The 22,759-nt window shown below is 62.4% G+C and carries 19 protein-coding genes and 1 tRNA gene; 3 read left to right on the forward strand and 17 right to left on the reverse strand.

What is annotated here, in order from left to right; genetic code table 11:
• Nucleotide 1: 1 nt before the first annotated feature.
• The 13 genes from pglZ to ilvC all read right to left on the reverse strand — a co-directional run bounded on the left by pglZ (nucleotide 2) and on the right by ilvC (nucleotide 17,524).
• Nucleotides 2-2,284, reverse strand: coding sequence for a BREX-1 system phosphatase PglZ type B (gene pglZ, locus ACSF9G_RS01755; RefSeq protein WP_436637652.1), 2,283 nt, complete (start codon nucleotides 2,282-2,284; stop codon nucleotides 2-4).
• Entirely contained in the window at nucleotides 2,281-2,739 is a 459-nt protein-coding gene (locus ACSF9G_RS01760; protein ID WP_436637654.1) for a hypothetical protein, read from the reverse strand. The genes pglZ and ACSF9G_RS01760 overlap by 4 nt, the downstream gene beginning before the upstream one ends.
• On the reverse strand, nucleotides 2,736-6,086 hold the full coding sequence (locus ACSF9G_RS01765; RefSeq protein WP_436637656.1) for an Eco57I restriction-modification methylase domain-containing protein: 3,351 nt from the start codon (nucleotides 6,084-6,086) through the stop codon (nucleotides 2,736-2,738). Before ACSF9G_RS01765 ends, ACSF9G_RS01760 begins: the two co-directional genes overlap by 4 nt.
• A gap of 4 nt (nucleotides 6,087-6,090) precedes the next feature.
• Nucleotides 6,091-9,513: a BREX system P-loop protein BrxC gene (gene brxC / locus ACSF9G_RS01770; RefSeq protein ID WP_436637658.1), complete on the reverse strand. Its 3,423-nt coding sequence runs from the start codon at nucleotides 9,511-9,513 to the stop codon at nucleotides 6,091-6,093.
• Between the two features lie 10 nt (nucleotides 9,514-9,523).
• Nucleotides 9,524-10,069, reverse strand: a complete 546-nt coding sequence (locus ACSF9G_RS01775) for a DUF1788 domain-containing protein (protein WP_436637660.1) — start codon at nucleotides 10,067-10,069, stop codon at nucleotides 9,524-9,526.
• The gene (locus tag ACSF9G_RS01780; protein WP_436637662.1) at nucleotides 10,056-10,862 is read right to left on the reverse strand and encodes a hypothetical protein; all 807 of its coding nucleotides are present in this window, start codon (nucleotides 10,860-10,862) and stop codon (nucleotides 10,056-10,058) included. The genes ACSF9G_RS01775 and ACSF9G_RS01780 overlap by 14 nt, the downstream gene beginning before the upstream one ends.
• Nucleotides 10,863-11,368: 506 nt before the next feature.
• A tRNA-Lys gene (locus tag ACSF9G_RS01785) sits at nucleotides 11,369-11,444 on the reverse strand.
• A gap of 241 nt (nucleotides 11,445-11,685) precedes the next feature.
• Nucleotides 11,686-12,294 carry a cytochrome b/b6 domain-containing protein gene (locus tag ACSF9G_RS01790; protein WP_436637664.1) on the reverse strand — a complete coding sequence of 203 codons (609 nt, stop codon included), beginning with the start codon at nucleotides 12,292-12,294 and terminating at the stop codon, nucleotides 11,686-11,688.
• Between the two features lie 194 nt (nucleotides 12,295-12,488).
• Nucleotides 12,489-14,060: a 2-isopropylmalate synthase gene (locus ACSF9G_RS01795; protein ID WP_436637666.1), complete on the reverse strand. Its 1,572-nt coding sequence runs from the start codon at nucleotides 14,058-14,060 to the stop codon at nucleotides 12,489-12,491.
• Between the two features lie 355 nt (nucleotides 14,061-14,415).
• A complete protein-coding gene (locus tag ACSF9G_RS01800) occupies nucleotides 14,416-14,835 on the reverse strand; it encodes a hypothetical protein (protein ID WP_436637668.1) in 420 nt (139 codons plus the stop codon).
• Nucleotides 14,836-14,844: 9 nt separating this feature from the next.
• Nucleotides 14,845-15,747, reverse strand: coding sequence for a PhzF family phenazine biosynthesis protein (locus ACSF9G_RS01805; RefSeq protein ID WP_436637670.1), 903 nt, complete (start codon nucleotides 15,745-15,747; stop codon nucleotides 14,845-14,847).
• 95 nt (nucleotides 15,748-15,842) lie between these two features.
• Nucleotides 15,843-16,307 (reverse strand): GNAT family N-acetyltransferase, encoded by a 465-nt coding sequence (locus ACSF9G_RS01810; RefSeq protein ID WP_436637672.1) that lies wholly within the window; start codon nucleotides 16,305-16,307, stop codon nucleotides 15,843-15,845.
• A gap of 197 nt (nucleotides 16,308-16,504) precedes the next feature.
• Nucleotides 16,505-17,524, reverse strand: coding sequence for a ketol-acid reductoisomerase (gene ilvC, locus ACSF9G_RS01815; protein ID WP_436637674.1), 1,020 nt, complete (start codon nucleotides 17,522-17,524; stop codon nucleotides 16,505-16,507).
• Nucleotides 17,525-17,671: 147 nt separating this feature from the next.
• On the opposite strand from ilvC, the gene folP reads away from it, so the two are divergent.
• From folP to folK, 3 genes are read left to right on the forward strand one after another with little or no spacing between them, the layout of a single operon-like run.
• A complete protein-coding gene (gene folP / locus ACSF9G_RS01820) occupies nucleotides 17,672-18,478 on the forward strand; it encodes a dihydropteroate synthase (RefSeq protein ID WP_436637676.1) in 807 nt (268 codons plus the stop codon).
• Nucleotide 18,479: 1 nt separating this feature from the next.
• Nucleotides 18,480-18,851 (forward strand): dihydroneopterin aldolase, encoded by a 372-nt coding sequence (gene folB, locus ACSF9G_RS01825; protein WP_436637678.1) that lies wholly within the window; start codon nucleotides 18,480-18,482, stop codon nucleotides 18,849-18,851.
• Nucleotides 18,848-19,348 carry a 2-amino-4-hydroxy-6-hydroxymethyldihydropteridine diphosphokinase gene (gene folK / locus ACSF9G_RS01830; RefSeq protein WP_436637680.1) on the forward strand — a complete coding sequence of 167 codons (501 nt, stop codon included), beginning with the start codon at nucleotides 18,848-18,850 and terminating at the stop codon, nucleotides 19,346-19,348. The genes folB and folK overlap by 4 nt, the downstream gene beginning before the upstream one ends.
• A 3-nt stretch (nucleotides 19,349-19,351) precedes the next feature.
• On the opposite strand, the gene ACSF9G_RS01835 is transcribed toward folK, so the two are convergent.
• From ACSF9G_RS01835 to ACSF9G_RS01850, 4 genes are all read right to left on the reverse strand, one after another.
• The gene (locus tag ACSF9G_RS01835) at nucleotides 19,352-20,440 is read right to left on the reverse strand and encodes an ATP-dependent DNA helicase (protein WP_436639632.1); all 1,089 of its coding nucleotides are present in this window, start codon (nucleotides 20,438-20,440) and stop codon (nucleotides 19,352-19,354) included.
• 149 nt (nucleotides 20,441-20,589) lie between these two features.
• Nucleotides 20,590-21,507 carry an aminotransferase class IV gene (locus ACSF9G_RS01840; RefSeq protein WP_436637682.1) on the reverse strand — a complete coding sequence of 306 codons (918 nt, stop codon included), beginning with the start codon at nucleotides 21,505-21,507 and terminating at the stop codon, nucleotides 20,590-20,592.
• Nucleotides 21,504-22,019 carry an acetolactate synthase small subunit gene (ilvN, locus tag ACSF9G_RS01845; protein ID WP_436637684.1) on the reverse strand — a complete coding sequence of 172 codons (516 nt, stop codon included), beginning with the start codon at nucleotides 22,017-22,019 and terminating at the stop codon, nucleotides 21,504-21,506. The genes ACSF9G_RS01840 and ilvN overlap by 4 nt, the downstream gene beginning before the upstream one ends.
• Nucleotides 22,020-22,037: 18 nt before the next feature.
• Nucleotides 22,038-22,709 (reverse strand): glutathione S-transferase family protein, encoded by a 672-nt coding sequence (locus ACSF9G_RS01850; RefSeq protein ID WP_436637686.1) that lies wholly within the window; start codon nucleotides 22,707-22,709, stop codon nucleotides 22,038-22,040.
• Nucleotides 22,710-22,759: the final 50 nt, after the last annotated feature.

A 22,759-nucleotide genomic window follows, 5' to 3' on the forward strand; every position in this document is an offset into this window, starting at 1 on the left:
GTCACTCCCCTCCTACGGTCAAGATGCTTTGGGCGAGCACCCGTCCGTCGTCATCGAGCACCACCAAACAGGCGGGCTCGCGTTCGTGTTCGTCGCTGACCAGGAAGGAGGTGCGCCCCTTCTCGTCCAGCACGCGCCCCCCTTTGATCAATGTTGGGCCGCTGGTTTCAGCTCCAAGCCGGAGATCGACATGCAGGTCACCCCCGCCCCTAACTTCCACTCGAAGGCGCAGCCCCTCCCAGGCCGCGCGGACTATAGAGATATCCTGCCGAACGCGTGACCCAGCAACATCCAACACCGGCACGACACACTCCTGGGGGCTGATCCCCCCATGCGCATACTCGTATCCGGCATAGAAGGAACGCGCTCCCGTTGCCGTTGCGATCGACACCTCATCATTCCAAGTCCATGGCACTTGGAGATAAGACGTGTGCGCTTTCGGTTTCACCAATGCGCATCGAGTACGCTTTCCATTCGGCTCGACAAGGCCCACGTCCAACGCGGCCGAGGGCAGCCCTCCGGGCATTAGTAACCAGCCATGGTCGGTCACAACCCGGATACTTCGGCCAGAGCGCGCCAATTGGAGGATCCGATCGACTACGTCGCGGATGCCCGCTAGAAGACGATCTGCAAGACGGGAGCCGAGCGCATGGCCTTCCTCATCAAAACGACCGGTTTCCGCCCAGAGTTTTCCATCTGGAAGCATCGCAGTATCCGTCTCCCATCCCTCAGCCTGCATCAGCTTGTATAGAATGGGCTTGGTGGCGGGTTTCCCGTCAGAAGAGACGGGTAAGACATCGGTAGTGGTCGATGGGCCACTCAGCATCGAGGCTGCCGGCGATACCAGTGGCTTGCAGGTCGCTGTGACAGTGGGGAACCCCGACCATGCCCAGCCTAGTTTGGCGGTCACCCCCTCTTTCTCGAGCAGAACGACCAACTCGCGAGCCAAATCCATACGCAGCCCGTCAACGAATAGGATCGTCGTGTCTGTCGGCTTCGACGAGTTGGCCGATGCCAACTTCACCTTGCCGGTGCGAACCAGCTCTTGAAGCGAGATGGCACTTTCCTCTAGCCAAGGAAGATAGATCGTGTGCAAAGCCGCAGTGACGGCGAGCCGGTCCAGCTCGCGGGGAGCAGCTGCGAGCGCAGACATCGCCGCCCAATCGATTGCCGCCCCTTCGGCGGCATAGGCCTCGGCCAAAGCGGCCCCGTCATGGCTCGGCAGAGATTTTCCTTTGGCCACGATCGCCAGGCAAGCAAGTGCCTGGGCTAAGGGCGCCCTACCGCGCTTTGCCCATACGGTATCCCGCCGCCAGCCGTGTTCCATCTCCAACGCTTCAATGCGCTGGCACCCATCTTCCGGCGAAAGGTCGGCGAGCTTTTCGAGTTCGTCCCGCAGCTTGGTCTCAGCTTGAGCATTCAACCTCGGATAGGCGCCTCGGTTCTCAGAATGATCGAACAGCGACGCCGGCTCTTCGAGCTCCAAATAGCCAACCACTGCGGAGTAACCGGTGGACGCGGCGAAGCGCGACCAAATCTCGGCCCATCGGCCTTCGCGCTTTGCCAAACGCTTGATGGCATCCTGGCGCGACAACTTGCGCGGATCGAACTTCAATTCCTTCTCGGCGATATTTGCGAACGCGGCGAAACGGCCGGCATCAGCGGTTTCCGATAGTGCACCATCGATCCAGTCGAGCATGTCAGCTGCAAGGTCCGGCGCCAACAGTGTGTTCAGTTGATCGGCGTCCCAGCGTTTGCCCTTCAACTCCTCAACCGGTCGCGTGCAAAACTTCAGGGCAGCGTGAGAGAGTGCCTCTCGCGTTGCTGCATCTTCGGCGAAGTTGAGCTTCAATGGCCCACGCTCGGCAGATAGGAAGCCGCGTAGGGTCCAGTCCTTTCCGTTTACGTGGCCGAAGAGAGATCCGGCTACCGTGTACCAGACCAGGGGCTGCAATAGATGCGGACAGTCCTCAGCCCCCTTCAGCGTGTCGCGCGCAATGCCCGGCAGGTAGATGATCGGTGTCGCGTCCTCGGGCCAGTTGACGCGCTCGATCGCCCCGACGGTCGCCGCTCTGATCCAGACAGCCGGCCCCGTGCGCGTCGTTAGGTCAAAATCGCCATATGTCAGCAACTCCGGCAAGCGTTCCCGCAGTGCCGGTATTAGCGGTAGGAAGTCATTGTTGGCATCGCACCAAACCACTGCCACGGGTGGCGCCTCGGCCGCCGCATTGTAGCTCGCCGCGTCCCGCAAGGCCGCGACGAGGGCATCGAGCGGCGTCGTCATCGCTCGGCGGCCTCGAACTGAAGTGCAACACCTTCGGGGCCGTGCGCTACCAGTGCCATAAGCATTCGGTCGCACTGACGGATTAGCTCGGGATCGCGATTGGGGCGGAACGGAACCTTCCCGCCATGGAATAGATTATTCCTTACTGTCTTTACGCAGTCGATTACAAACGCCCAGTCGTCCCGGGGCTCGACTGGTCTCCATTCGTAACGATCAGTCTGCTTGTTCGGTGGGCGGTCCCAGACATACTGACATTCCGCCTTGAGACCGTCGGGAAGTGGCCGCCCTTTCATCACCGCTTTCAGGGCACGCCAAGACGGCTGATAGGCGCCGTGCAGGACTACCCCGAATCCCCCGGTCTTCATGGCGAACTCAAAACGCGCGAAGTCGAGGAAGAAGCGCAGCAACAAGTTCCTAAGCTCTTCCTCTTGCGGCCAGCCCACCCAACCGTTCACTTCGCCGCCTCCGCGGGGTTCGCAATGGCTTCCCGCGCAGCATGCTTTTCATCTAGCGTGGTGTGGTGGTCGTTGCGGCGCTCGCCCTTGAAGACCGGATACCAAGGAGCCGACGGCACGTCCTTGCCACGGTCTTTGTCCTTCAAGATCTTTGACAGCTCGTGGGTCAGCACGCCAGCCTTGATAAAGGGGCGGATATTCTGGCGCAAACCATCATCCAGGTCCGGGTCCCAGCCCAAAGGCTGCTGAGCAAGAGACTTCCAGCGAACAAAGATGTCGTAGGGTTTCTCCCCCTCCAGAACCTTCTCCAGCACCTGTTGCAGCTCACGACCCTTTTCGTACCTGAGCGTATTGCCCTCAGCCTTCGCGCGAGCTAGCCAGTCGCCGAGGAGGGTATATGTAAGCTTGCGTAGCGCCGCTTGGTCGAAACGATGGTAGTGCACAAAGACCGAAAAGCCGTCCTTCAAGCCGTCGGTTATGTGCCACAGGAACGGCCGTTGACCAAAGAGTGTACAGTGCTGTCGGAAGGCTCGGTCTGACAACCATGCCTCAAGCGAATCATCTTTGAACGCTTTCTTGTCGAGGGTCTCATCGGCTTCCGCGACAAGACGGCGTTCCAATGCGTCCGACCAGTTCGTATCGAAGGCCGTGGCAAGGTAGGTCCGTAAGCGGCCCGCCAGAGGCTTTTCGCTAGCAACTGCCGGAACGCCGAGTAGCCCATCATTGTCTCCTTTAGGCAGCTTCTCTGATCTAGCTAGCCAACCTTTCGCTTCATTCGAAAGGCGCATGTCGACATCCGATTCAGCAGGCCACCGATACCCGCACAGCCTCGCAAGCGCTACATGAACTGCCAGTCCTGCCGTTACCTTTGCCGGATGGCCGTGAAATAGCCACTGAGTCGGATCGTCCGAATATGGTTCTGGAAGACCTTGAGGATATTCCTGCTTCGCAATATTTGTCCAATATTCCAAATCGAATGGCACTTTTGCTAATGTTAGATTCGTCACCTTTAAAGCGCGATCTATTTCTCTAACTCGTTTGCAGTACTCATCGGAAGAAACATATGCCCAAATAGCGGCTCGGTGTTCATCGCTATGGGGGATGATTGTTGCGGCACTCTCACTAAAAGGCGTCCCTTCATAGAGGCATGCGCCGAGGTCGCCCATTTGATTGACCCGTACGCCCAGCTGCCCCCACGCTTCCTTACCCTTCATGAGCGCACTTGGATTGCAAAGAAACTTTTCTCCATCTCTTCCAAAATGAAGAGCTGCGCTCATTCCACCATATAAGGCTGTTTCATTTGCAGTTTCTTGGAACAGTGCCCAGTCATTAAAATCTTGGATTTCCCAAAATCTTCTCAAGGATTTTGCAATATCACCAACGGTCAATCCTTTGAATGATCGAGCATGTTTTTCAAGTAAATCATTTGTTTCGATTTCCAATACGCCAATTCGTTGATCCGGGGCTTCCCAAGTTTTCTTCTGTGATAGGATTTTAAGATCGCAATCTATTATGAATTTTTCTTTTGCTTTGGCGCTTGGGGCGCTACTAGCATCGAAACCAGAATAACAAGCTGTATCGCTAGGCAATTTGTTGCTTGCCGTGAAAAGCAAAACATTTACCACCTCTCCGCTGATTGTTTCGAAAGCGCCAGGTCCCAAAATACCTATTGCATTAATCGCCATGTTTTTAAGAATTGATTGCCGAAATTTTTTATAAACTCCCAGGTAAATCCAGTTCTGAGGGGTTAAGGCCGAAATTGTTCCGCCATTTTCCGCTAGTTCTTTCATGCGAGCCAACATGGCAGTAGCCAGGTCCGCTTTAGCGTTTTCAAAGCGACGCTCTATATGAGCCGAGAGTACTGGAGCTTGTTTTCCTCTCCCAAGGTACGGCACGTTGGTTAATTGAAGAACGTAGCGCCTATGCAACAGCCCCGCCGCATCAGCCATGCCACGAGCCGCTATCACACCTTCCGATTTCTCTGGTTCAGCCTCGCGCGCTTTTTCTAGAAGAGGCCCAAGAAGTCGCTCAATTTCACCCATCTTTTCAGCTTCGAAAAGATCACCTCCTGATGGTTCGATCAGTGTGCCTAGTGATGGTGCCTGAACGAAAAGGTCATAAAGAGCAGCTAAAGCATATTCTAGCTCCGGGTCTCCCTCACCAAGCGCGACAAAGTCCCGTTCAGGTAAGGGAGGAGGGGCACCCACCCAAGCGACGTGAGGCAGCGGCAACGATTGCCACCCGCCGATTCTCCAAGCGGTAAGCGCTACTGCAAAAACGGCGATTTGCACACAACGGCCGTCAATCTCTAGCCCATAAAGATTATCTTTTAGCGCAGCCGAGACAGCTTCGGCCGCGTTGACCCGTTCCTCCGCCTGCCTGAGCGCCGCGAGGATTGATAGCGCCTCGGTTAAAAAATGTCCGGACCCGCAACACGGGTCGAGCATGGTTATTGCCTTGGCCTCATCTGGCCAGCCAGAGAAGGTTCCTGCCGCCGGAAGCCAGGGGCCATCCTTGGTCTCGCGCACGAAACGAAGCATGTCAAAATTGTAATTGGGCAGCGAACAGGCAGCGCGTAACGCATTCTCGTCAGCCGCCTTTTCCGCCAGGGTTGGATTTGCCGCAAGTACCTTGCCTGCCCACCAAGCCCCCAGCGTGTTATGCAGCAGGAAGCGCACCATGTAGGGTTCAGTAAACAGCTGCGTGACGGCGGGCAGCTCGTCCGCCCCGATTTTCACACCCGACGTGTTTACCGCATCCTTCTCTGCCGCGCGCCAGAACTGATAAGTCCAGCCAAGGCTGTCCTCGGCCTGAAACACCTCGGTATCGAGCGCCGTGACCAGTTGGTGCAGTTTCTGCGTGTGCACGGGATCTAGTTGGAGCGCGAGGACGGGATCGTCGATCCGGAAGACTGCCGGCAACATGGCGGCCGCATAGCGCTCTGCGATCGCCCAGGGGTCCGTCAGCCCCTCGGCCTCGGCCAGCTCTCGGCAATCCTCCAGCGAAACGGGAACGTCGTATTCCGGGTTCCGCAGCAGCCCGCGCTCCGCCAAGAACCGTGCAAAGAGCATCCGGTGCCAATGGGCGTAGCCTGCCGCCTCAACCAGCCGCCTCGTCTCCTGCGTGTCGTCCGACTTGTCTAAGATGTCGCCCATAGCCCGGGCATGGGCGCGCAAGCGGCGGCGCAGTTCCTTCTCGTCGTCATTTAGATACGAGGGGGCCTTGCCGTCTGCGACCCCGAGGCGACGGATGCCATCCCGCGCGCCGTCTTCGGCAACGATGCGGGCTTCTTTCACCGTCTTTTCAAGGGTACGGCGCAGAGAGGTGGTGAGGTAGTGATTACTCATGATGTTATACTTTCGGGATCACTGGGCCCTCGGCGAGCGCCTCGGCGATCCTTGCCCGCACTTTGGCGAGCCATTCGTCCAAATCCGCTTCGGACTTCACCATCGCGCCGGGCAGCGAGACAGTTCGGGCCTCGGGTACGAGGACAGCGGCTGCAGCCACAAGCGCATCGTCGATACGGGTGGGCAACGCCTTGGCCATGTTCTCCCACTCGGACAGGCCATGCTGGGAGAGTGCCTCTGCGATGGCCTGAGGCGTATCCACCGCAGGTTTCGTGACCATCAGCAAACCGCTTTCCTCGCGGATGCTGTGCTTCTGCTCCGGAGACAGCTTGTTCCAGGTCGGGTCGTTGCCTAGTCGCTCCTCACCCCTTTCCCAAGCAGCTTCCCAGGCTGCATGCGCGGCATTGAGCTTGCCGCGCAAGGTGTCGGAAGCCGCGCCGACCAATGGCGGAACAGGATCCGGATCAGCCAGTAATCGACGGCCGGTGCGGATGCTCTCCAGATCCGCTTCCTGGTCTGAGGCGCCCAAGCGAACCAGCCTCTCCGCAAGATGCCAGTTTGGCAGCCGCGCAACGATCTTCTCGCCCGCAGCCTTCCACTCTTTGAGCTTGGCGCGCAGCGATGTCGCATCGGTCGCCAACGCGGCCAGCAGGTCGTTGCCCGTCAGGCCTTTATAAGTTGCGAGGTTCGGAACGGTTTCGGGTGAAGGCGCTGGAGCCTCGCCACCTGAGCCCTGCGCTGTACTCTCCAATCGGTCGAGCAAGGCTGAAAGCGCCAGTTGCTCCTGATTGTTTTCGAATGAAATGCCTGTTTCTGTCAGCAGACCCCGTACCGGCATCCGCTGTGCGATAGTGATGATCGTTGTCTCCGCACGGAATGTGCAGGTACCGATTTTTTGGCGCGGCATGTCGGGAAGCGAGGCCGGCTTGCCGTCGTCTCCGGTGACGCGAAGAAGACCAGCATTCGCCAACACGATAAGCGCGCCGTCCACTGTGTCCTGCGACCAGCCATATGGTGGGTTGGTGAATTTAGACCGCAGGTCGGAGCCCTTCCGGCCAGCGCCGAGATCGGCGAGCAGTGCCTTGCAAACGGGATGACTCTCGGGTGCTCCGGTGTGATCGACCGCTTTCATGGCGTCCGGATCCTTACGAACCGCACGGTCGCGCACCTTGTCCCAACCCGGATGATCCCCGTCGGCGAACTGCGGGTACAGACGTGCAAGAGCGTTGGTCGCAGCTTCTTTGACTGCGTCGGCGGGAGCGCCGCTAATCAATTTTCCGCCTGCCTGGACGATGCGCGATTGCGCCACGGCTTCGCGAATAATCTCCTTCGCACCGCTCTGCGCCTTGTTGGCCCGAGACTGCATTGCAGATTGCGCCTCGCGCCCCGTATCGGTCTGCGGCACTCCGCGGAGCTGGAGAACGTTTTCGGCAGCACGCCAAGTCGTGAGCGCCGTTGTCAATTCGTTGTCACGCGATGGATGCCGCGGGACGAGAAGATGCACCGTGGCGTCGGACGTCGATGCTGCGGCGATTTCCTTCTCAACCGATGCGAGGTCTTCGCTCCAACCATTGTGCAAGCGAAGCGCAATTCCGTCAGCGGGCGCCTTATCATCAGGCTGCAAACGATGAATGCGGCGTTGTTGGCGGCTGGCCCCATGTGGGACACTGGAGGCGCCGGCCAATGCGGTTTCGATCGCTCCGTCAAGCAGGTCGCGGCGTGTTCGCGAAAGACCAGATTGATCCGCAAGGATCGATTTTTCCTCGTTCCGATAGGCAGCTTCCCACTCCGCACTCTCTTTTGTTTGGAGCCGCCAATCGTTACCGACCGGGATCACCGCGCCGTCCGCTTGGAGCTCACGCAACAACTCCGGAACTTCCCGGCGAAGATCATCCTCGCCGCCGAGATTTACAATGAGCAAATCGGCAATGGTTTCTGGTTGTGCACGAACGCCATGCTGGTCTGCATCAGGTGCGATACGCCCCAGCATATAGACGAGCATCAGGATACGAGCCTTCAGCTTGTCTCGATCGCTCCCCCCATTAAGCGCTTCGATCCTATTGCGTGTCTCTCCAGGTAAGAGCCCAGCATTATATGCTTCTGTCGCGAACCGGCCGTATAGGAAATCAACAGGAACGGCGTACCCAAGAGGCTTGTCACCGTAAGCGCGGGCCGCGTCGAGCGTAGTCCTGAGCTGGCCGCGTAGCGTGCCACCTAACCCGGTTCGGTCGAGCTCACGAAGGATGCGCTCCCAGACCCGACGGCGGGAGGGCAGCAACGGCCAATCGAGGACGGCGTCGTCGTCGTCGTGAACCGTATGCGCCAGGCGGCTGCCGTGAAGCTGGCGGCTGATCTCACCTGCGTTCGCGCTCAACATATCACGGATATCTTTCTCAGCTCCGGCCTTCTTGCGCAGCACAGTCTTACGGATCACGGAATCGACATCCGCTTCACCCAATGCGATTTGGATCGGGAAACGATCGAGCAGTTTCTGAAGATTCTGGACGTCGCTTAAAGCCTGCTGTCCTGTTGCAACTAGCAGAACTCGATTGTCGAAGCGCCCGGCTAGGCGTTCCGCGATGGTTTGAATCTTCAATGTAAGGCTGGGATCCTGACGAATGAACTGCTGGACCTCGTCGAGAACTACGAGGGTTAGTGGCAGCTCTTTGCGGCCCAACATCAACGCCTGGCGAGCGATTGTTTCCAGCAAATCGACCGTAACTGGTGGAGGCTCGGGGAACTGCGATTGAAGCAGTCCGCTCAGGTCCATTGTGGAATTTGCAAGGTCGGGTTTTGCCTTCAGAACGGCAGCCCCGAACCGAGGGGACAAAATGAAGTTGCGAATGTCTGTCTGGAACTTCTCACCCAACTCATTGCGAACCGGCTCTAGAATATCGAGGCTGTCCAACCAAAGCGCTACTTGAGCAGCGCGCAGGTCGCTCGGGAGGCCGACAGCCCGCAGGATGATACCAAGCGTCGCCTCGGCTGGATCGGAGGGACCTTGCCCGAGCGTGTCCCCTGCAGCCACCGCTCCGCCCACTCTGTTGGCAGCTATTCGAAACTCTTTAAGCGGAGCCGCGACATCTTGAGGTAGGTGTGAAATGAGCCCCTCCGCTGTGGCACCGTCATCAAACTCCAGATTTGTCCACAAGGCGGCCAGCATACTGGCCAGGTGAGACTTGCCCGAACCGTAGAAGCCCGAAATCCAAACAGCTGGGGCTCCTCCTCCTTTGCCGATTGATCCAAGAAAGCCCTCGAGTATGCGCGCCAGGCCATTTGCGTAGGCTCCATCGCAGACAAAGGTCGATAGCTCTCCGCGAAGCGTATCCATCGCCTCCGGGCCTGGTGGAAACGAGATCTTCGCGACGCCCTGATTCGCTAGCCGATAAGTCGCCGGATCGGTTTGGAACACTTCGCGATTGAGCATCTGCTTCGCCTCAGATTGTATGTTCTGGAGGTATGGGAATCGCGTGATAGTTCCACCCATCGCGCGCATCCAGCAGCCGATAAACTCCGCCGGCATGTTTGCCGGGGAAGCCGACCAACAACCGACCCGGAATCACGTCGGCAATTCTGCTGATTAAAGTCGACACCCGAGCGACTCCGAATAGTGCGCCACATCCGTCGACCGCCAGCACATCGTTTGAAGAACACGCTGCCAATGCCCTCTTCATTTCGGCCACGAGTTCGTCTTCGATGTCCGGGAGCAGGCCGCGCAGCTCTTTAGGCTGTTGGATCAGCGCATCGAAAAATTCGTGAGTAGCAATCCACCGGCCGAACCACGGTGCCAGATCAATGCTGTGCCAACCATGTCCCGCCTTTTGGGTTGCATGCTCGAATTCACCCAAACGGCCTGTAAATCGGCGCTGCAAAACCTTCTCATACCAGACCATCCAGACGCGACCTGCTGGCGGGGTATCCGACGCCCAGGGTAGGTTTACGTGCTTGATGTATGCAGCGAGAATGTCGTCAAACGTATTCAAGCTGTCGCACCCCTAGCGTAGCTGACATAGGTTGCCGAATGGAGATCTCCGTAACATCACCGGCTGAGCGGACCCGCGCCAAGCCTTGCGCCTCGGCGCGACGAAGCTGGTCCAAAGCTTGCTCAGGTGAGAGGTCGAGCACCTGCATCCAGACAGAGCCGAGGACTGCCGGGCCCCCGAAGCCGGCAACTGTTGCCAGTAGCGCTGCTAGCGCGACTGCTGCTGGCGTCGGAGATACACGCTGGCGATACTTCTTCACTGTCCCTTTAAGGTGCCCGCTCTGCGTCCAGGTGGCGGCGCAATTCTGAGCCATTGAACGGATCATCTTCTCGCTGAACCGATCAGGATGGGCATCGGCAAGCGCCTCTTCAAAGGAGACGCGCTCTAGTCGTTGTCCATACGACGCTTCTAGGATTACGTTTGCTGTCGACCGCAGCATCGGATCACGTGCCAGCGAGACGAGGAGTGCAAGTAGCGGCCGCCCGTCGGCGTCGACCTTCCAAAGACCAAAGAGCGCTTGGGTAAGCGGCGGCTGCTCTATGAGTCCGTATAGTGAGGACAAATGTCTAAACGTGAGTCGTCGCGTATTGGCGGTCTTTTTGCCTAAAGCGTTCTCGTCAATTGCCGCTTGTTTCATCTCGTCGGCCGCTGCACGCTGAGTAGCAAGGAGCGCCTCGATCTCCTGCAGCATCATCGTCTTGGATTGATGTGCGCCGCCTCCAGTGAGCCGAAATCCGAAAGCAACGGTCCTTGACTGATCTTCCGGAGCGCCGAACCAGAATACTTCTGCCAACTCTGATCCCCCCTCCCCAGCACATCCATTTGTGTCCTTGCCCACAGCACTTTACGTCATCAGCTTCTAGCCTAGCACCGTCGAGCGAACACCGGGTTGCAAACAATTCCGTCTAATCGATGTTGTGATGGTTCGTTGTTTCGGCAGGCACGGGCCACTACGGTCCCCATGGTGACAGGGAGAGTCAAGTCGCACACCTTACTGGGGCCGGCGCGAACGTCTATGATTGCCACTCACCGTCTCCCCCTTGGCGTCAACAACGTTACGTTAGGCCCACTCTTACCCTCAGGGGTCATCAACTCGGTGTTCCTGATGCGCCTAAGGCTCGGCAGATCGCATACAGAGCGGGACCATTCCCACACTGGCACCAGAATCTCGGTTCGAATTGAATTTGGGTGCCAGGCAAGACGCTTAAAACGCCCCCTCACGTCCGATAAAATTCCGGACACATCGCGGACACAAGCTATCAATCCGCAACGATCATTTTGCTAAGTCATTGAAAAGAATGGTGGGCGCACACGGACTCGAACCGTGGACCCGCTGATTAAGAGTCAGCTGCTCTACCAACTGAGCTATGCGCCCGCCGAAAAAGCGGAGAATGCGGCCGAGACGCCGCGAGGTCCGTTGGCGGGATATAACAACGTAAACCGCCCGCGTCCAGATACCCTGGCACGTTTTCCCCACCGGTCCTTAACGGGCGTCACGATGGCTCGATGAAGACCGACATCGATCGCAAGTCCCGCTCGGCCGCGCCGTTGGCACGTCGACCGGCTGCCCCTCGCCGAAGCCGGAATGATCGCGCTCAACGCCCCGTATCGGACGCTCACTCGGAACGCTTCACGCCGGTGACCATCGCACGCGCCAGGTTTTCCCTGTGCACGACACTCGCCAGCGCCACCCCGACCAGGTGCAGAATGATCAGCACCAGCGTGATGTTCACCAGCACCTCGTGCGGCTCCTTGTACGGCGAGCGGTAGCGGAACTCCTGCCCGGCGGCCAGGGCCGCCTCGCGCGCGGCGACGACATCCGCATTGCCCAGCCAGGCCGCCAGGGGCCCGGCATTGTCCGTGTCTGCCAGCGTCATCATGCCGGTGACGCTGATGGCCGCGAGGAAGACCAGCAGCGCGACGGTCATGGCGCCGCCGGCCGGGCTATGGCCGACGTAGCGCGGCGCCTTTCGCCGTATGAGCCCGGCCAGATAGGCGAACGCCCGGCCCGGTCCGGTGACGAAATCGGAAAAGCGGGCGCGCGGCGAGCCGACGAAGCCCCAGACGACGCGCACCACCACCAGTCCGGCGACGGCATAGCCCGCCCAGGTGTGCAGCCACAACGGATCGCCCTCGGTGACGTATCCGATGATGAAGGCAATGACGAGAAGCCAGTGAATGATCCGCACCAGCGGATCCCATACGCGAACCATTTGAGCGGCCATGGGCGGCGTCTCCGTTCCTCACGAATATCCGTGGGAGCGTATCCGCATCCGTCGCGACGCCACAGTGATCTTGGTCAAGGGAAACTGTCGCAATTTGTAAGCGAGGGGACTTATGCCCCCTCGCCCGAAGTATCTGCGCCCGCAAAGCCGGGCCTGAAGCGTCTGTGCCCGACTGTCCGGGACGACGCGACCCGTCAGCCCGCCTGGGCGTGCAGCCGGTCGCGCTTCGCCAGGAACTTGCTCAGCGCATGCACGTAGGCGCGCGCCGAGGCCGTCAGGGTGTCGGGATCGGCGCCGCGGCCGGAGAACTCGCGGCCATCGCGCTCGAGCCGGACCGAGACCTCGGCCTGCGCGTCGGTGCCCTCGGTGACGGCATGGACCTGATACAGCGCCAGCTTGGCCTGATGCGGCACCAGCGCCTGGATCGCGTTGAAGATCGCGTCCACCGGGCCGTTGCCGGTCGCCTCGCGCGTATGCCGTTCGCCGTCGACGCTGAGCGTCAGCGTCGCCTTCTGCGGCCCGCCGGTGCCGGCGATCACGGTCAGCGCCTCGACCTTGATGCGGTCATGCGCGGCGCCAATGCCCTCGTCCACCAGAGCCTCGATGTCCTCGTCATAGACGTGCTTCTTGCGGTCGGCGAGATCCTTGAACCGCTTGAAGGCGTCCTGGAAGGCATTGTCGCCCAGGTCGTAGCCCAGCTCCTTCAGCTTCTCGACGAAGGCGTGGCGGCCCGAATGCTTGCCCATCACCAGCGACGTCGCTTTCACGCCGACCGATTCCGGCGTCATGATCTCGTAGGTCTGGGTGTGCTTCAGCATGCCGTCCTGATGGATGCCGGACTCGTGCGCGAACGCGTTCCGGCCGACGATCGCCTTGTTGTACTGGACCGGGAACGAGGTCACCGCCGCCACCAACTTGGAGGCGCGCGTCAGCATCGTGGCGTCGATGCCGGTCGTATACGGCAGCACGTCGCGACGCGTGTTGATCGCCATCACGATCTCCTCCAGCGCCGCGTTGCCGGCCCGCTCGCCGATGCCGTTGATGGTGCATTCGATCTGCCGTGCCCCGCCCTTCAGGCCGGCCAGCGAGTTGGCGACTGCCATGCCGAGGTCGTTGTGGCAATGGACCGAGAACACGGCCTTGTCGGCATTCGGCACGGTCTCGCGCACCGCGCGGAACAGCTCGGTGTATTCCTCGGGCGTCGTGTAACCGACCGTGTCGGGGATGTTGATGGTGGTGGCGCCCGCGTTGATCGCGCCTTCGACGCAGCGGCACAGGAACTCGAACTCCGTGCGGGTGCCGTCCTCGGCACTCCACTCCACGTCCTCGACATGGTTGCGCGCCCGGGTGACCGACGCGATCACCGCCTCCAGCACCGCCTCCGGCTCCATCTGCAGCTTGTGCTTCATATGGATCGGCGAGGTGGAGATGAAGGTGTGGATGCGCGGCCGGGCGGCGACCTTCACCGCCTCGGCGCAACGGTCGATATCCTTGAAGGCCGCGCGCGACAGGCCGGCGATCACCGCCATCTTCGACCGCCGCGCGATCTCCTGGACGCTCTCGAAATCACCCTGGCTCGCGATCGGGAAGCCGGCCTCGATGATGTCGACGCCCATGCCGTTGAGGAGTTCGGCCACCTCCAGCTTCTCCTCGAAGGTCATCGAGGCGCCGGGGCACTGCTCGCCGTCGCGCAAGGTGGTGTCGAAGATGACGACGCGGTCGCTGTCGGACTGCGATACGCCGCCGTTACCATGTTCCGTGGTCATTGATGTAGTCCTTCTCGATACGTACGGCCCCCCGGGGTTGCTCCTTGGGGCCTGGGCGCAGGTTACCGGTATCGCTCCCCTGAGTGCCTGCCCGCACGCGCGGGCCGCCGGCTCTCAGGGGCCGGTAAGGAGAAGGAGCGCGATAAGGTCGCGGGTCGCCGGGCACGCGTCGGCGCGAGGCGCACAGGCCCCGTTCATACCGATGACGTCCCGTTCAAACATAGCGAAACCCTGTCGTTCCCGCCGTGTGAGGCAATGGTGCAGCCGGAGCGTTAACGATTGCTTTCGATCTCGAGCCGCAACCCGCCTTATGTAAACGAGCGGCCAGAATGAGGCAAGCGGCTTGAAATCGCGTCTATCCGAACGCGATCACCGCGAAGACGATGGCGAGCCAGCTGGTGACCAGCGTCCACGGACCGAGGCGGGCCAGGTTGGCGGCCGCGGCCGCGACGCCGCGGCGCGCCCGCCGCATCTCGATCCGGATCGCCACGCCGACGAGCGTCAGCGCCACGACGAACACCATCTTGACGGTGAACGCCCAGCCGAGCCCGGAAAAGCCACCGTATTTCAGCAGGCCGAGCGCGATCCCGGTGAGCCACAGCAGGGCGAGCGACACCATCGCGGCATCGCTGATCCGCGGTGGCAGGGTGCGCAGCACCGCCGCCTCCTCGGGCCCGCTCGCCGCGATCCGGCGCGCGATCAGAAACGCGACGAAGGAACCGCCGGCGCCGACGACGAAGCTCAGGTAGTGGACGATGAGCAGCGTCGTGACCATCGGCTTCCCCTACACGTCTATGGTGCCCTCGGAGACGACGACGGCGCCGCCACCGATCCGCACCGCATGCAGATCGCCCTCGACATCGATCTCGAGCTCGACGAGGCTCGGCCGCCCCATGAAATAGCCCTGTTCGATGCAATAGCGATGCTGGCCGCCGGGCGGCTGGTCGAAACGCTTTATGACGCCTGCGAACGCCGCGACGGCGCCACCGGTCGCCGGGTCCTCCTCCACGCCGAGGCCGGGGGCGAACATGCGGGCGTGGAAGTCGTTCCCGTTGGAGAAGGTCTCGCGGGTATAGGTATAGACCGCGCCCGACGCGAAGGCCTTGGAAAACACGCGGCGATCGATGCGGCAGCGCTTCAGGACCGCGAGATCGCGAACGGGAACGAAATCGAAGTCGACCCCCGCCGACCAGCGGCTTGGCTTGTGGTTCTCGAAGCCGACCTCGGATTGCGCCAGGCCGAGCGCGGCGGCGGCAAGCTCCGCATCGATCTTGGTCTCGAGTGGCTCCGGCTTCTTCGGAATGTCGAATTCGGCGAACGACGTGCCGTTCTTCAAGACAACGCCGACGCGCACGATGCCGATCTTGCATTCCAGCACGACGATGCCGTCCTGCTCCTTGCCCGCCTCCGGCGCACCCCAGCGCTTGCGCGCCAGGATGACCGAGGTGCCGACGATCGGATGGCCTGCGAACGGCAGCTCCGTTCCCGGCGTGAAGATCCGCGCCCTGGCGGTGTGTGCCGGGTTCTCCGGCGGCAGCAGGAACACGGTCTCCGACAGGTTGAACTCGCGGGCGATCTTCTGCATCGCCTCACCGTCGAGGCCTTCGCAATCATGCACCACGGCGAGCGGATTGCCGGCAAGCGGCTTGTCGGTGAAAACGTCGAGGACGTGATAGGCGCGTTTCACGGGATTTCGGCTCTCGAACTGTTGAACCCGGCGGGAGCCGCCCTTTAGCACGAACGCCGGCGCAGCGGTAGGCTGGCCCATCAATCGGGCCGCGTTCAGTCGAGCTGTTTGACCAGACGCGGCAGCATCCGCCCCGAAATGGATCCCGACGGCGCCTCGCCGACCCGCACGGCGCCCATTGTCCTGTAGAAGCCTTCCGCGTGAGGGTCGGAATCGACGCCGATTACGTCCAGTCCCGCCGCACGCGCGATCTCTTCGGCTTTCGTCCAGAGCACACGGCCGACGCCGCGGCCCATCGCGGACGGATCGACGAAGCACAGAAAGACCTCGGCGTGTCGATCCTCCAGCAGCACCTCCAGGACGCCGGCGGGCCTGCCCCCGATCTCGACGACCCACAGTTCCCCGGTCTCGATGCGCCGCGACTGCACCGTCAGCTCGTCCCGGCATGCCTCGATGAAGGCCTCGTCGTAGCCCCAATGCGCCTTGGCGCGCAGAACCAGATCGGTCAGCAGCCCAGCTTCATCGACGCGGGCGCGACGGATATGCGGCTCGTCCAGCATGCGAGCGAGCCTATCGGAAGCGCCTGAATCGGGCCATTAAAACACCGCTGTAAAGACTTGAGGAGACTCGCGATCTACCGCCTTGAGCCGGAGCGCAAAGTCGTTGAATCAGTTTCTCAAGTCGCCCCCATAATTAGCCCAAAGAAAAGGGCCGGCGTTTCCGCCGGCCCTCGAAACGATCCGAACGCGCTAGGCGATCAGTTCTTTTCCTTGTCCACGAGCTGGTTCGCCTTGATCCAAGGCATCATGCCGCGCAGCTTCTCGCCGACTTCCTCGATCGGATGGGCGTCGTTCATGCGCCGCGTCGCCTTGAACATCGGCTGGCCGGCCTTGCACTCGCGGATCCATTCCGAGGTGAAGGCGCCGGTCTGAATGTCCTTCAGCACCCGGCGCATCTCGGCCTTGGTCTCGTCGGTCACGATGCGCGGGCCGGAGGCGTATTCGCCGAACTCGGCGGTATTGGAAATCGAGTAGTTCATGTTGGCGATGCCGCCCTCGTAGATGAGGTCGACGATCAGCTTCACCTCGTGCAGGCACTCGAAATAGGCCATCTCCGGCGCGTAGCCGGCCTCGACCAGCGTCTCGAAGCCGCCGCGGATCAGCTCGACCAGACCGCCGCACAGGACGACCTGCTCGCCGAACAGGTCGGTCTCGCACTCTTCCTTGAAAGTGGTCTCGATGATGCCCGAGCGGCCACCGCCGATCGCCGAGGCGTAGGACAGGCAGATGTCGTGCGAGTTGCCCGACGCGTCCTGCGAAATCGCCATCAGGCACGGCACGCCGCCGCCCTTGACGTATTCGCCGCGCACGGTGTGGCCCGGGCCCTTCGGCGCGATCATGATGACGTCGATGGTCGGCTTCGGCTCGATCAGGTTATAATGGATGTTCAGGCCGTGGGCGAAGGCGATCGCCGCGCCGTCGCGGATGTTCGGCTCGATGTGGTCCTGCCAGATGTCGGCCTGCAGCTCGTCGGGCGTGCACATCATCATCATGTCGGCCCAAGCGGCGGCCTCGGCGACGGACTTGACCTCGATGCCTTCGGCCTCGGCCTTCTTCGCCGAGGCGGATCCGGGACGCAGGGCCACGCACAGGTCCTTTACGCCGGAATCGCGAAGGTTCAGCGCATGGGCATGGCCCTGGCTGCCGTAGCCGACGACGGCGACCTTCTTGCCCTTGATCAGATTGAGATCGGCATCACGATCGTAGTAGACGCGCATGGAATTGCTTCTCCTTGGGAATCCGTGTGAATGACGCGGGGAGACCTTGGATCGCCCCGCGCAGGAAAGGGTCGGCAGGGGTTTTAGCGTCGGCGACGGCGTGTTGGAAGAGAAAAGCGGCGTAATGCGTAGGAAGACGAGCGAGCCATGAGCGAAACGCATGGCGATTCCGGTGCCCATCGCACCCGTATCATGGGAATCCTGAACGTCACGCCGGACTCCTTTTCCGACGGTGGACGGTTCGAGGCGCTCGACACGGCCGTCGCCCAGGCCCTGCAGATGGCCGAAGCGGGCGCCGATATCGTCGATATCGGCGGCGAGTCGACCCGGCCCGGCTACGAGCCGATCGACGCCGCGAGCGAACGCGCCCGCGTGCTCCCGGTGATCGAGGCCGTCGCGCCGCGCCTCGCCGTCCCGATTTCCATCGACACCCGCAAGGCCGAGGTCGCGGCCGCCGCGATCCGGGCCGGCGCGACGATGGTCAACGACATCTGGGGCCTGCAGCGCGACGACGCGATCGCCCGCGTGGCGGCGGACGCGGATGCCGATGTCGTCGCCATGCACAATCGCGACGAGATCGACGCCACGATCGACATCGTCGACGATATCCGCCGGTTCTTCGACCGGTCGATCGCGATCGCAAGGCAAGCCGGCGTGCGCGACGAAAAGCTGATCCTCGATCCCGGCATCGGCTTCGGAAAGACGCTCGAGCAGAACCTCGCGGCCGTGAAACGGCTTCCCGAGATCAAGGCGCTCGGCTTTCGCGTCCTGCTCGGGGTCTCCCGCAAGTCCTCCATCGGCCGCATCCTCGACAAGCCGGTCGAGGAGCGGCTGATCGGCACCGTCGCCATGAACGTGTGGGCGATGCGCGACGGCGTCGACATCATCCGGGTCCACGACGTCGCCGAGCATGTCGACGCCCGCGAGATCGTCAGCGCGATCGAGGATGTCTGACATGAGCGACCGTATCTTCTTCCGCGGCATCGTCCTGTTCGGCCGCCATGGCCTGTTCGAGGAGGAGGAGCGGCTCGGCCAGCGATTCGAGATCGATCTCGACTGCCAGGTCGACCTGTCGAGGCCCGGAAGATCGGACCATTTCGGCGACACGATCGACTACGGACGCGTCTACGAGACGGTGCGCGCGATCGTCGAGGACGAGCGCTTCAAGCTGATCGAGGCCCTGGCGGAACGGATCGCCGACAGCCTGCTGGCCTCGTTCGAGCAACTGGAGGCCGTCCGGGTGGAGATACGCAAGCCGTCGGCCCCGATTCCCGGGGTCTTCGAGACGGTCGGCATCGAAATCCACCGCGACCGAAAGCGACCATGACGGAAGTCGGATTCAGCCTCGGCAGCAACATCGGCGACAAGACCGGCCATCTGACCCGCGCGCTCGAGGCCCTGTTCGCCGGCCCGGACCTCGCCTTTGCCGCGTGCTCCTCGTTCTACAAGACCGCGCCCTGGGGCTACGCCGACCAGGACTGGTTCGTGAACCTCTGCGTCGTCGGGCAGACCAGCCTGCCGCCGGAACGCCTGCTCGCCCTTTGCAAGCACGTGGAGCAGGTCGTCGGCCGCCAGGACACGTTCCGCTGGGGGCCGCGCGTCATCGACGTCGACATCCTCTATTACGGCGGCGATGAGATTTCCGAACCGGGCCTGGCGATCCCGCACAGGGAACTGTTCAACCGCGGCTTCGTGCTGGTCCCGCTCGCCGAGATTCGGCCCGACCTGGTGCTCTCCGGCCGCGCGATCGGCGAGGCCGCGACGCGCTTCGCCGACGAGGCGATGGAGATCGTCGCCCCGCCCTGGGCACCGGCGGGACGGTAGGTCTCACCGGACGATGGTAATCCGCTCCGCCGCCCGCGTGATCGCCGTATAGAGCCAGCGCTCGCGGGTATCCTTGAAGGCGAAGCTCTCGTCGAACAGCACCACGTCGTCCCATTGCGAGCCCTGCGCCTTGTGGACGGTCAGCGCGTATCCGTAGTCGAATTCGTCGGAATTGCGCCGCTGTGCCCACGGAACTTCCTCAGCGGATTCGAACAGCGCCTTCAGAACGCGGATCTTGACGATATTCGCGTAGGGCCCCTCGTCCTCGGCCCGCACCATCATCGACAGCGCCTGCGCCTTGCCGCGCCCGACCGACATCACCTGCCACAGGCTGCCGTTCAGTAGCCCCTTCTCGGAGTTGTTGCGCAGGCACACCAGCTTGTCGCCGGCGGCCGGCAGCGGGCCCTCGAACCCCTTGAGCTGGCGGATGCGTTGATTGTAGCGCCGCCGGGTGCGATTGATCCCGAGCAGCACCTGGTCTGCGTCGAGCACCCGGTCGCTATCGATGTCGCCGCGACCGATCACCCGGCTGTCGCCATAGGCACCGTAGTCGAGCGTGCCGCCCTCGCGAACGATCTGGGCGAGTTGGATGATCGGATTGTCGCGCGCCTGCCGGTGAATATCGGTCAGCATCGCATCGGGTTCGTGGTCGGTGAAGAAACCGCCGCCGGAGACGGGCGGCAGCTGGCCGGGATCGCCGAGCACCAGGACCGGCGTGCCGAAGCTCAGCAGGTCGCGGCCGAGCGCCTCGTCGACCATCGAGCATTCGTCGACGATGACGAGCTTCGCCTTCGCGACCGGGCTGGTGCGATTGAGCGAAAACGTTGGATTGACTTGGGTTTTCCCGCTCTCTTCGTCCTCGACCACCTCCTCGCCGCGCGGCCGGTAGATCAGCGAATGCAGGGTCCGCGCGCTCTCGCAGCCGCGCGCGCGCATGACCTGCGCGGCCTTGCCGGTGAAGGCGGCGAACAGCACGTCGCCGTCGAGCCCCTGGGCGAAGTGCTGGGCGAGCATGGTCTTGCCGGTTCCGGCAAAGCCGAACAGGCGGAACACCTGCGGTCCCGGGGCCTTCAGCCACCGCGACACCGCCATCAGGGCATCATCCTGTTCGGGCGAGAGTTTCAAGACAAACGGGTCCGTGAATCACTTCCTGGCCGACCCAATCTACACCATCCGCCGCCAGGTTCGGCCCCCGGGGGGCGCCTGCGCGCAGGCGTCGCATTGCTGCAGGTCCGGGTCGGCTATCCGGTCGGTTCGGTCGCCGGGAGGTCGGCTACCGCGGTGCTCCAGTCGGGTCTGGCATGGGCTGCCCAATAGGCCGCGATCAGATCGCGCGTGACCGGCCCCGGACGCCCGTCGCCGACCGGGCTTCCGTCGAGCGAGGTCACCGGCATGATGCCGCCGGCGGTCGAGGTGGCGAAGATCTCGTCGGCGGCGCGCAGCTCGTTGAGCGGCACCGCGCGGGTCTCGGTCGCGATGCCGGCCTCGGCCAGCAGCTCGAGCGCGCTCAGCCGGGTGATGCCGTGCAGCACGCCGGCGGCCGGGGTCGCGACGCGGCCGTCCCTGACGGCGAAGATGTTGAAGCCGGGGCCCTCGGTGACGTTCCCCGCGTCATCGGGCAGCACGACGGTGCCCGCCCCCTTGTCGTAGGCCTCGTAAAGCCCCATCACGAGATCGAGCCAGTGGTAGTTCTTCACCGTGGGGTCGACCGACGCGGCCCCGATGCGCTGCGTCCGCGCCACGGCCACCGCCAGCCCGGCCTCGCGCTCCTGTGGCCTGAGGATCCAGCCGAACGGGATGGCGAAGGCGAAGAAGCGGTTTACGGCGTCGCGCGGGTCGCGGCTGAAGGTGGGGGAGACGCCGCGGGTGATCACCATCTCCACATAGGCGTCCTCTAGCCCTGACCGGCGCACGCACTCGGCGAGGATCGCGGCGACCGCGTCGCGGCTGTGGGGAACGGCGAGTTTCAGCGTCTCGGCGGAGGCGAAGAAACGGTCGAGATGCCTGTCGAGCCGGAAGAACCGGCCCTTCCAGACATGGACGACGTCGTAGGTGGCGTCGGAGCGCAGGAAACCCCAGTCGAGGACCGAGATCCTGGCGTCCTCTATCGCGCAGAAGCGCCCGTCGAAAAAGGCGCAGCCGGGCGGATAGCCGGTCACATCGCCTCCGGCCCGCGCTGGATGGCGGCGACGCCGGTGCGCGCCACCTCGACGAGGCCGAGCGGCTGCATGATCGAGATGAACTGCTGGATCTTGGAGATCCGCCCGGTGATCTCGAAGACGAAATGGTCGGTCGTGGCGTCGATCACCTGGGCGCGGTAGGCATCGGCCAGGCGCAGCGCCTCGACCCGGAGATCGCCCTTGCCGGCCACCTTGACCAGCGCCAGTTCGCGCTCGATCGGGGGGCCGCCGGCGGTCAGGTCCACGACCCGGTGCACCGGCACCAGCCGCTCGAGCTGATGGCGGATCTGCTCGATCACCATCGGCGTGCCGGTGGTCACGATGGTGATCCGCGACAGGTGCTTCTCGTGTTCGGTCTCCGACACGGTGAGCGAGTCGATGTTGTAGCCGCGGCCGGAGAACAGGCCGATGACGCGGGCGAGAACGCCCGGCTCGTTGTCGACAAGCACCGAAAGCGTGTGCTGCTCGACGGTCGGAACAGTCTGGAGCATGGTTCTTCCTCTTGAAACTCAGGCGGCCGTGATCGCCGGCTCGTCGACCTCGTCGTGGTCGAGCACCCAGGATTCCTGCACGCCGGCGTCCTTCCACTCCAGGAAGGCCGGCAGCGACAGAACGGCATTCATATAGGCGCCGACCTCATCGTCGACGGGGATCGCATAGGTCTCGAAGCGCGTCACCACCGGCGCGAACATCGCGTCCGCGGCGCTGAACGCCCCGAACAGGAACGGCCCTTCGTCGCGATAGCGGCGGCGGCAGTCCGCCCATACCTGCTGGATGCGCACGGCATCGCGGGTCACGTCGGCGCCCCGGTCCCGGTAGGCGAACCGCTTGCGCAGGTTCATCGGGCACGCCGACCGGATCGCGGTGAAGCCGGAATGCATCTCGCACGCGATCGAGCGCGCCAGCGCCCGCGCCGCCGGACGTTCCGGCCACAGGCGCTTCTCCGGAAACCTCTCGGCCAGATATTCCAGGATCGCCAGCGAATCCCAGATGGTCAGGTCGCCGTCCTTGAGGACGGGCACCTTGCCCCCCGGCGACTGGGCGAGGATCCGCGTCTTGGTGTCCGGCTGATCGAGCGGGATCAGCACCTCCTCGAAGGGGATCTCGAAATGGCGCATGGCCAGCCACGGCCTGAGCGACCAGGACGAGTAGTTCTTGTTACCGATTACCAGCGTCAGCATGACAGAGCCGTTCCATCTTCACGCGGGAGCCGCCCCCTGCCCTCGTCATC

The organism is Microbaculum mangrovi (assembly GCF_051390635.1).
Taxonomy (GTDB): domain Bacteria; phylum Pseudomonadota; class Alphaproteobacteria; order Rhizobiales; family Tepidamorphaceae; genus Microbaculum.

What these genes read in the sequence shown, in the direction of transcription:
- pglZ (WP_436637652.1), bottom strand. Translation starts at nt 2,284, where the DNA reads ATGACGACGCCGCTCGATGCCCTCGTCGCGGCCTTGCGGGACGCGGCG.
- ACSF9G_RS01765 (WP_436637656.1), bottom strand. Translation starts at nt 6,086, where the DNA reads ATGAGTAATCACTACCTCACCACCTCTCTGCGCCGTACCCTTGAAAAG.
- brxC (WP_436637658.1), bottom strand. Translation starts at nt 9,513, where the DNA reads ATGCTCAATCGCGAAGTGTTCCAAACCGATCCGGCGACTTATCGGCTA.
- ACSF9G_RS01790 (WP_436637664.1), bottom strand. Translation starts at nt 12,294, where the DNA reads ATGGCCGCTCAAATGGTTCGCGTATGGGATCCGCTGGTGCGGATCATT.
- ACSF9G_RS01795 (WP_436637666.1), bottom strand. Translation starts at nt 14,060, where the DNA reads ATGACCACGGAACATGGTAACGGCGGCGTATCGCAGTCCGACAGCGAC.
- ACSF9G_RS01800 (WP_436637668.1), bottom strand. Translation starts at nt 14,835, where the DNA reads ATGGTCACGACGCTGCTCATCGTCCACTACCTGAGCTTCGTCGTCGGC.
- ACSF9G_RS01810 (WP_436637672.1), bottom strand. Translation starts at nt 16,307, where the DNA reads ATGCTGGACGAGCCGCATATCCGTCGCGCCCGCGTCGATGAAGCTGGG.
- ilvC (WP_436637674.1), bottom strand. Translation starts at nt 17,524, where the DNA reads ATGCGCGTCTACTACGATCGTGATGCCGATCTCAATCTGATCAAGGGC.
- folP (WP_436637676.1), top strand. Translation starts at nt 17,672, where the DNA reads ATGAGCGAAACGCATGGCGATTCCGGTGCCCATCGCACCCGTATCATG.
- folB (WP_436637678.1), top strand. Translation starts at nt 18,480, where the DNA reads ATGAGCGACCGTATCTTCTTCCGCGGCATCGTCCTGTTCGGCCGCCAT.
- folK (WP_436637680.1), top strand. Translation starts at nt 18,848, where the DNA reads ATGACGGAAGTCGGATTCAGCCTCGGCAGCAACATCGGCGACAAGACC.
- ACSF9G_RS01835 (WP_436639632.1), bottom strand. Translation starts at nt 20,440, where the DNA reads ATGGCGGTGTCGCGGTGGCTGAAGGCCCCGGGACCGCAGGTGTTCCGC.
- ilvN (WP_436637684.1), bottom strand. Translation starts at nt 22,019, where the DNA reads ATGCTCCAGACTGTTCCGACCGTCGAGCAGCACACGCTTTCGGTGCTT.
- ACSF9G_RS01850 (WP_436637686.1), bottom strand. Translation starts at nt 22,709, where the DNA reads ATGCTGACGCTGGTAATCGGTAACAAGAACTACTCGTCCTGGTCGCTC.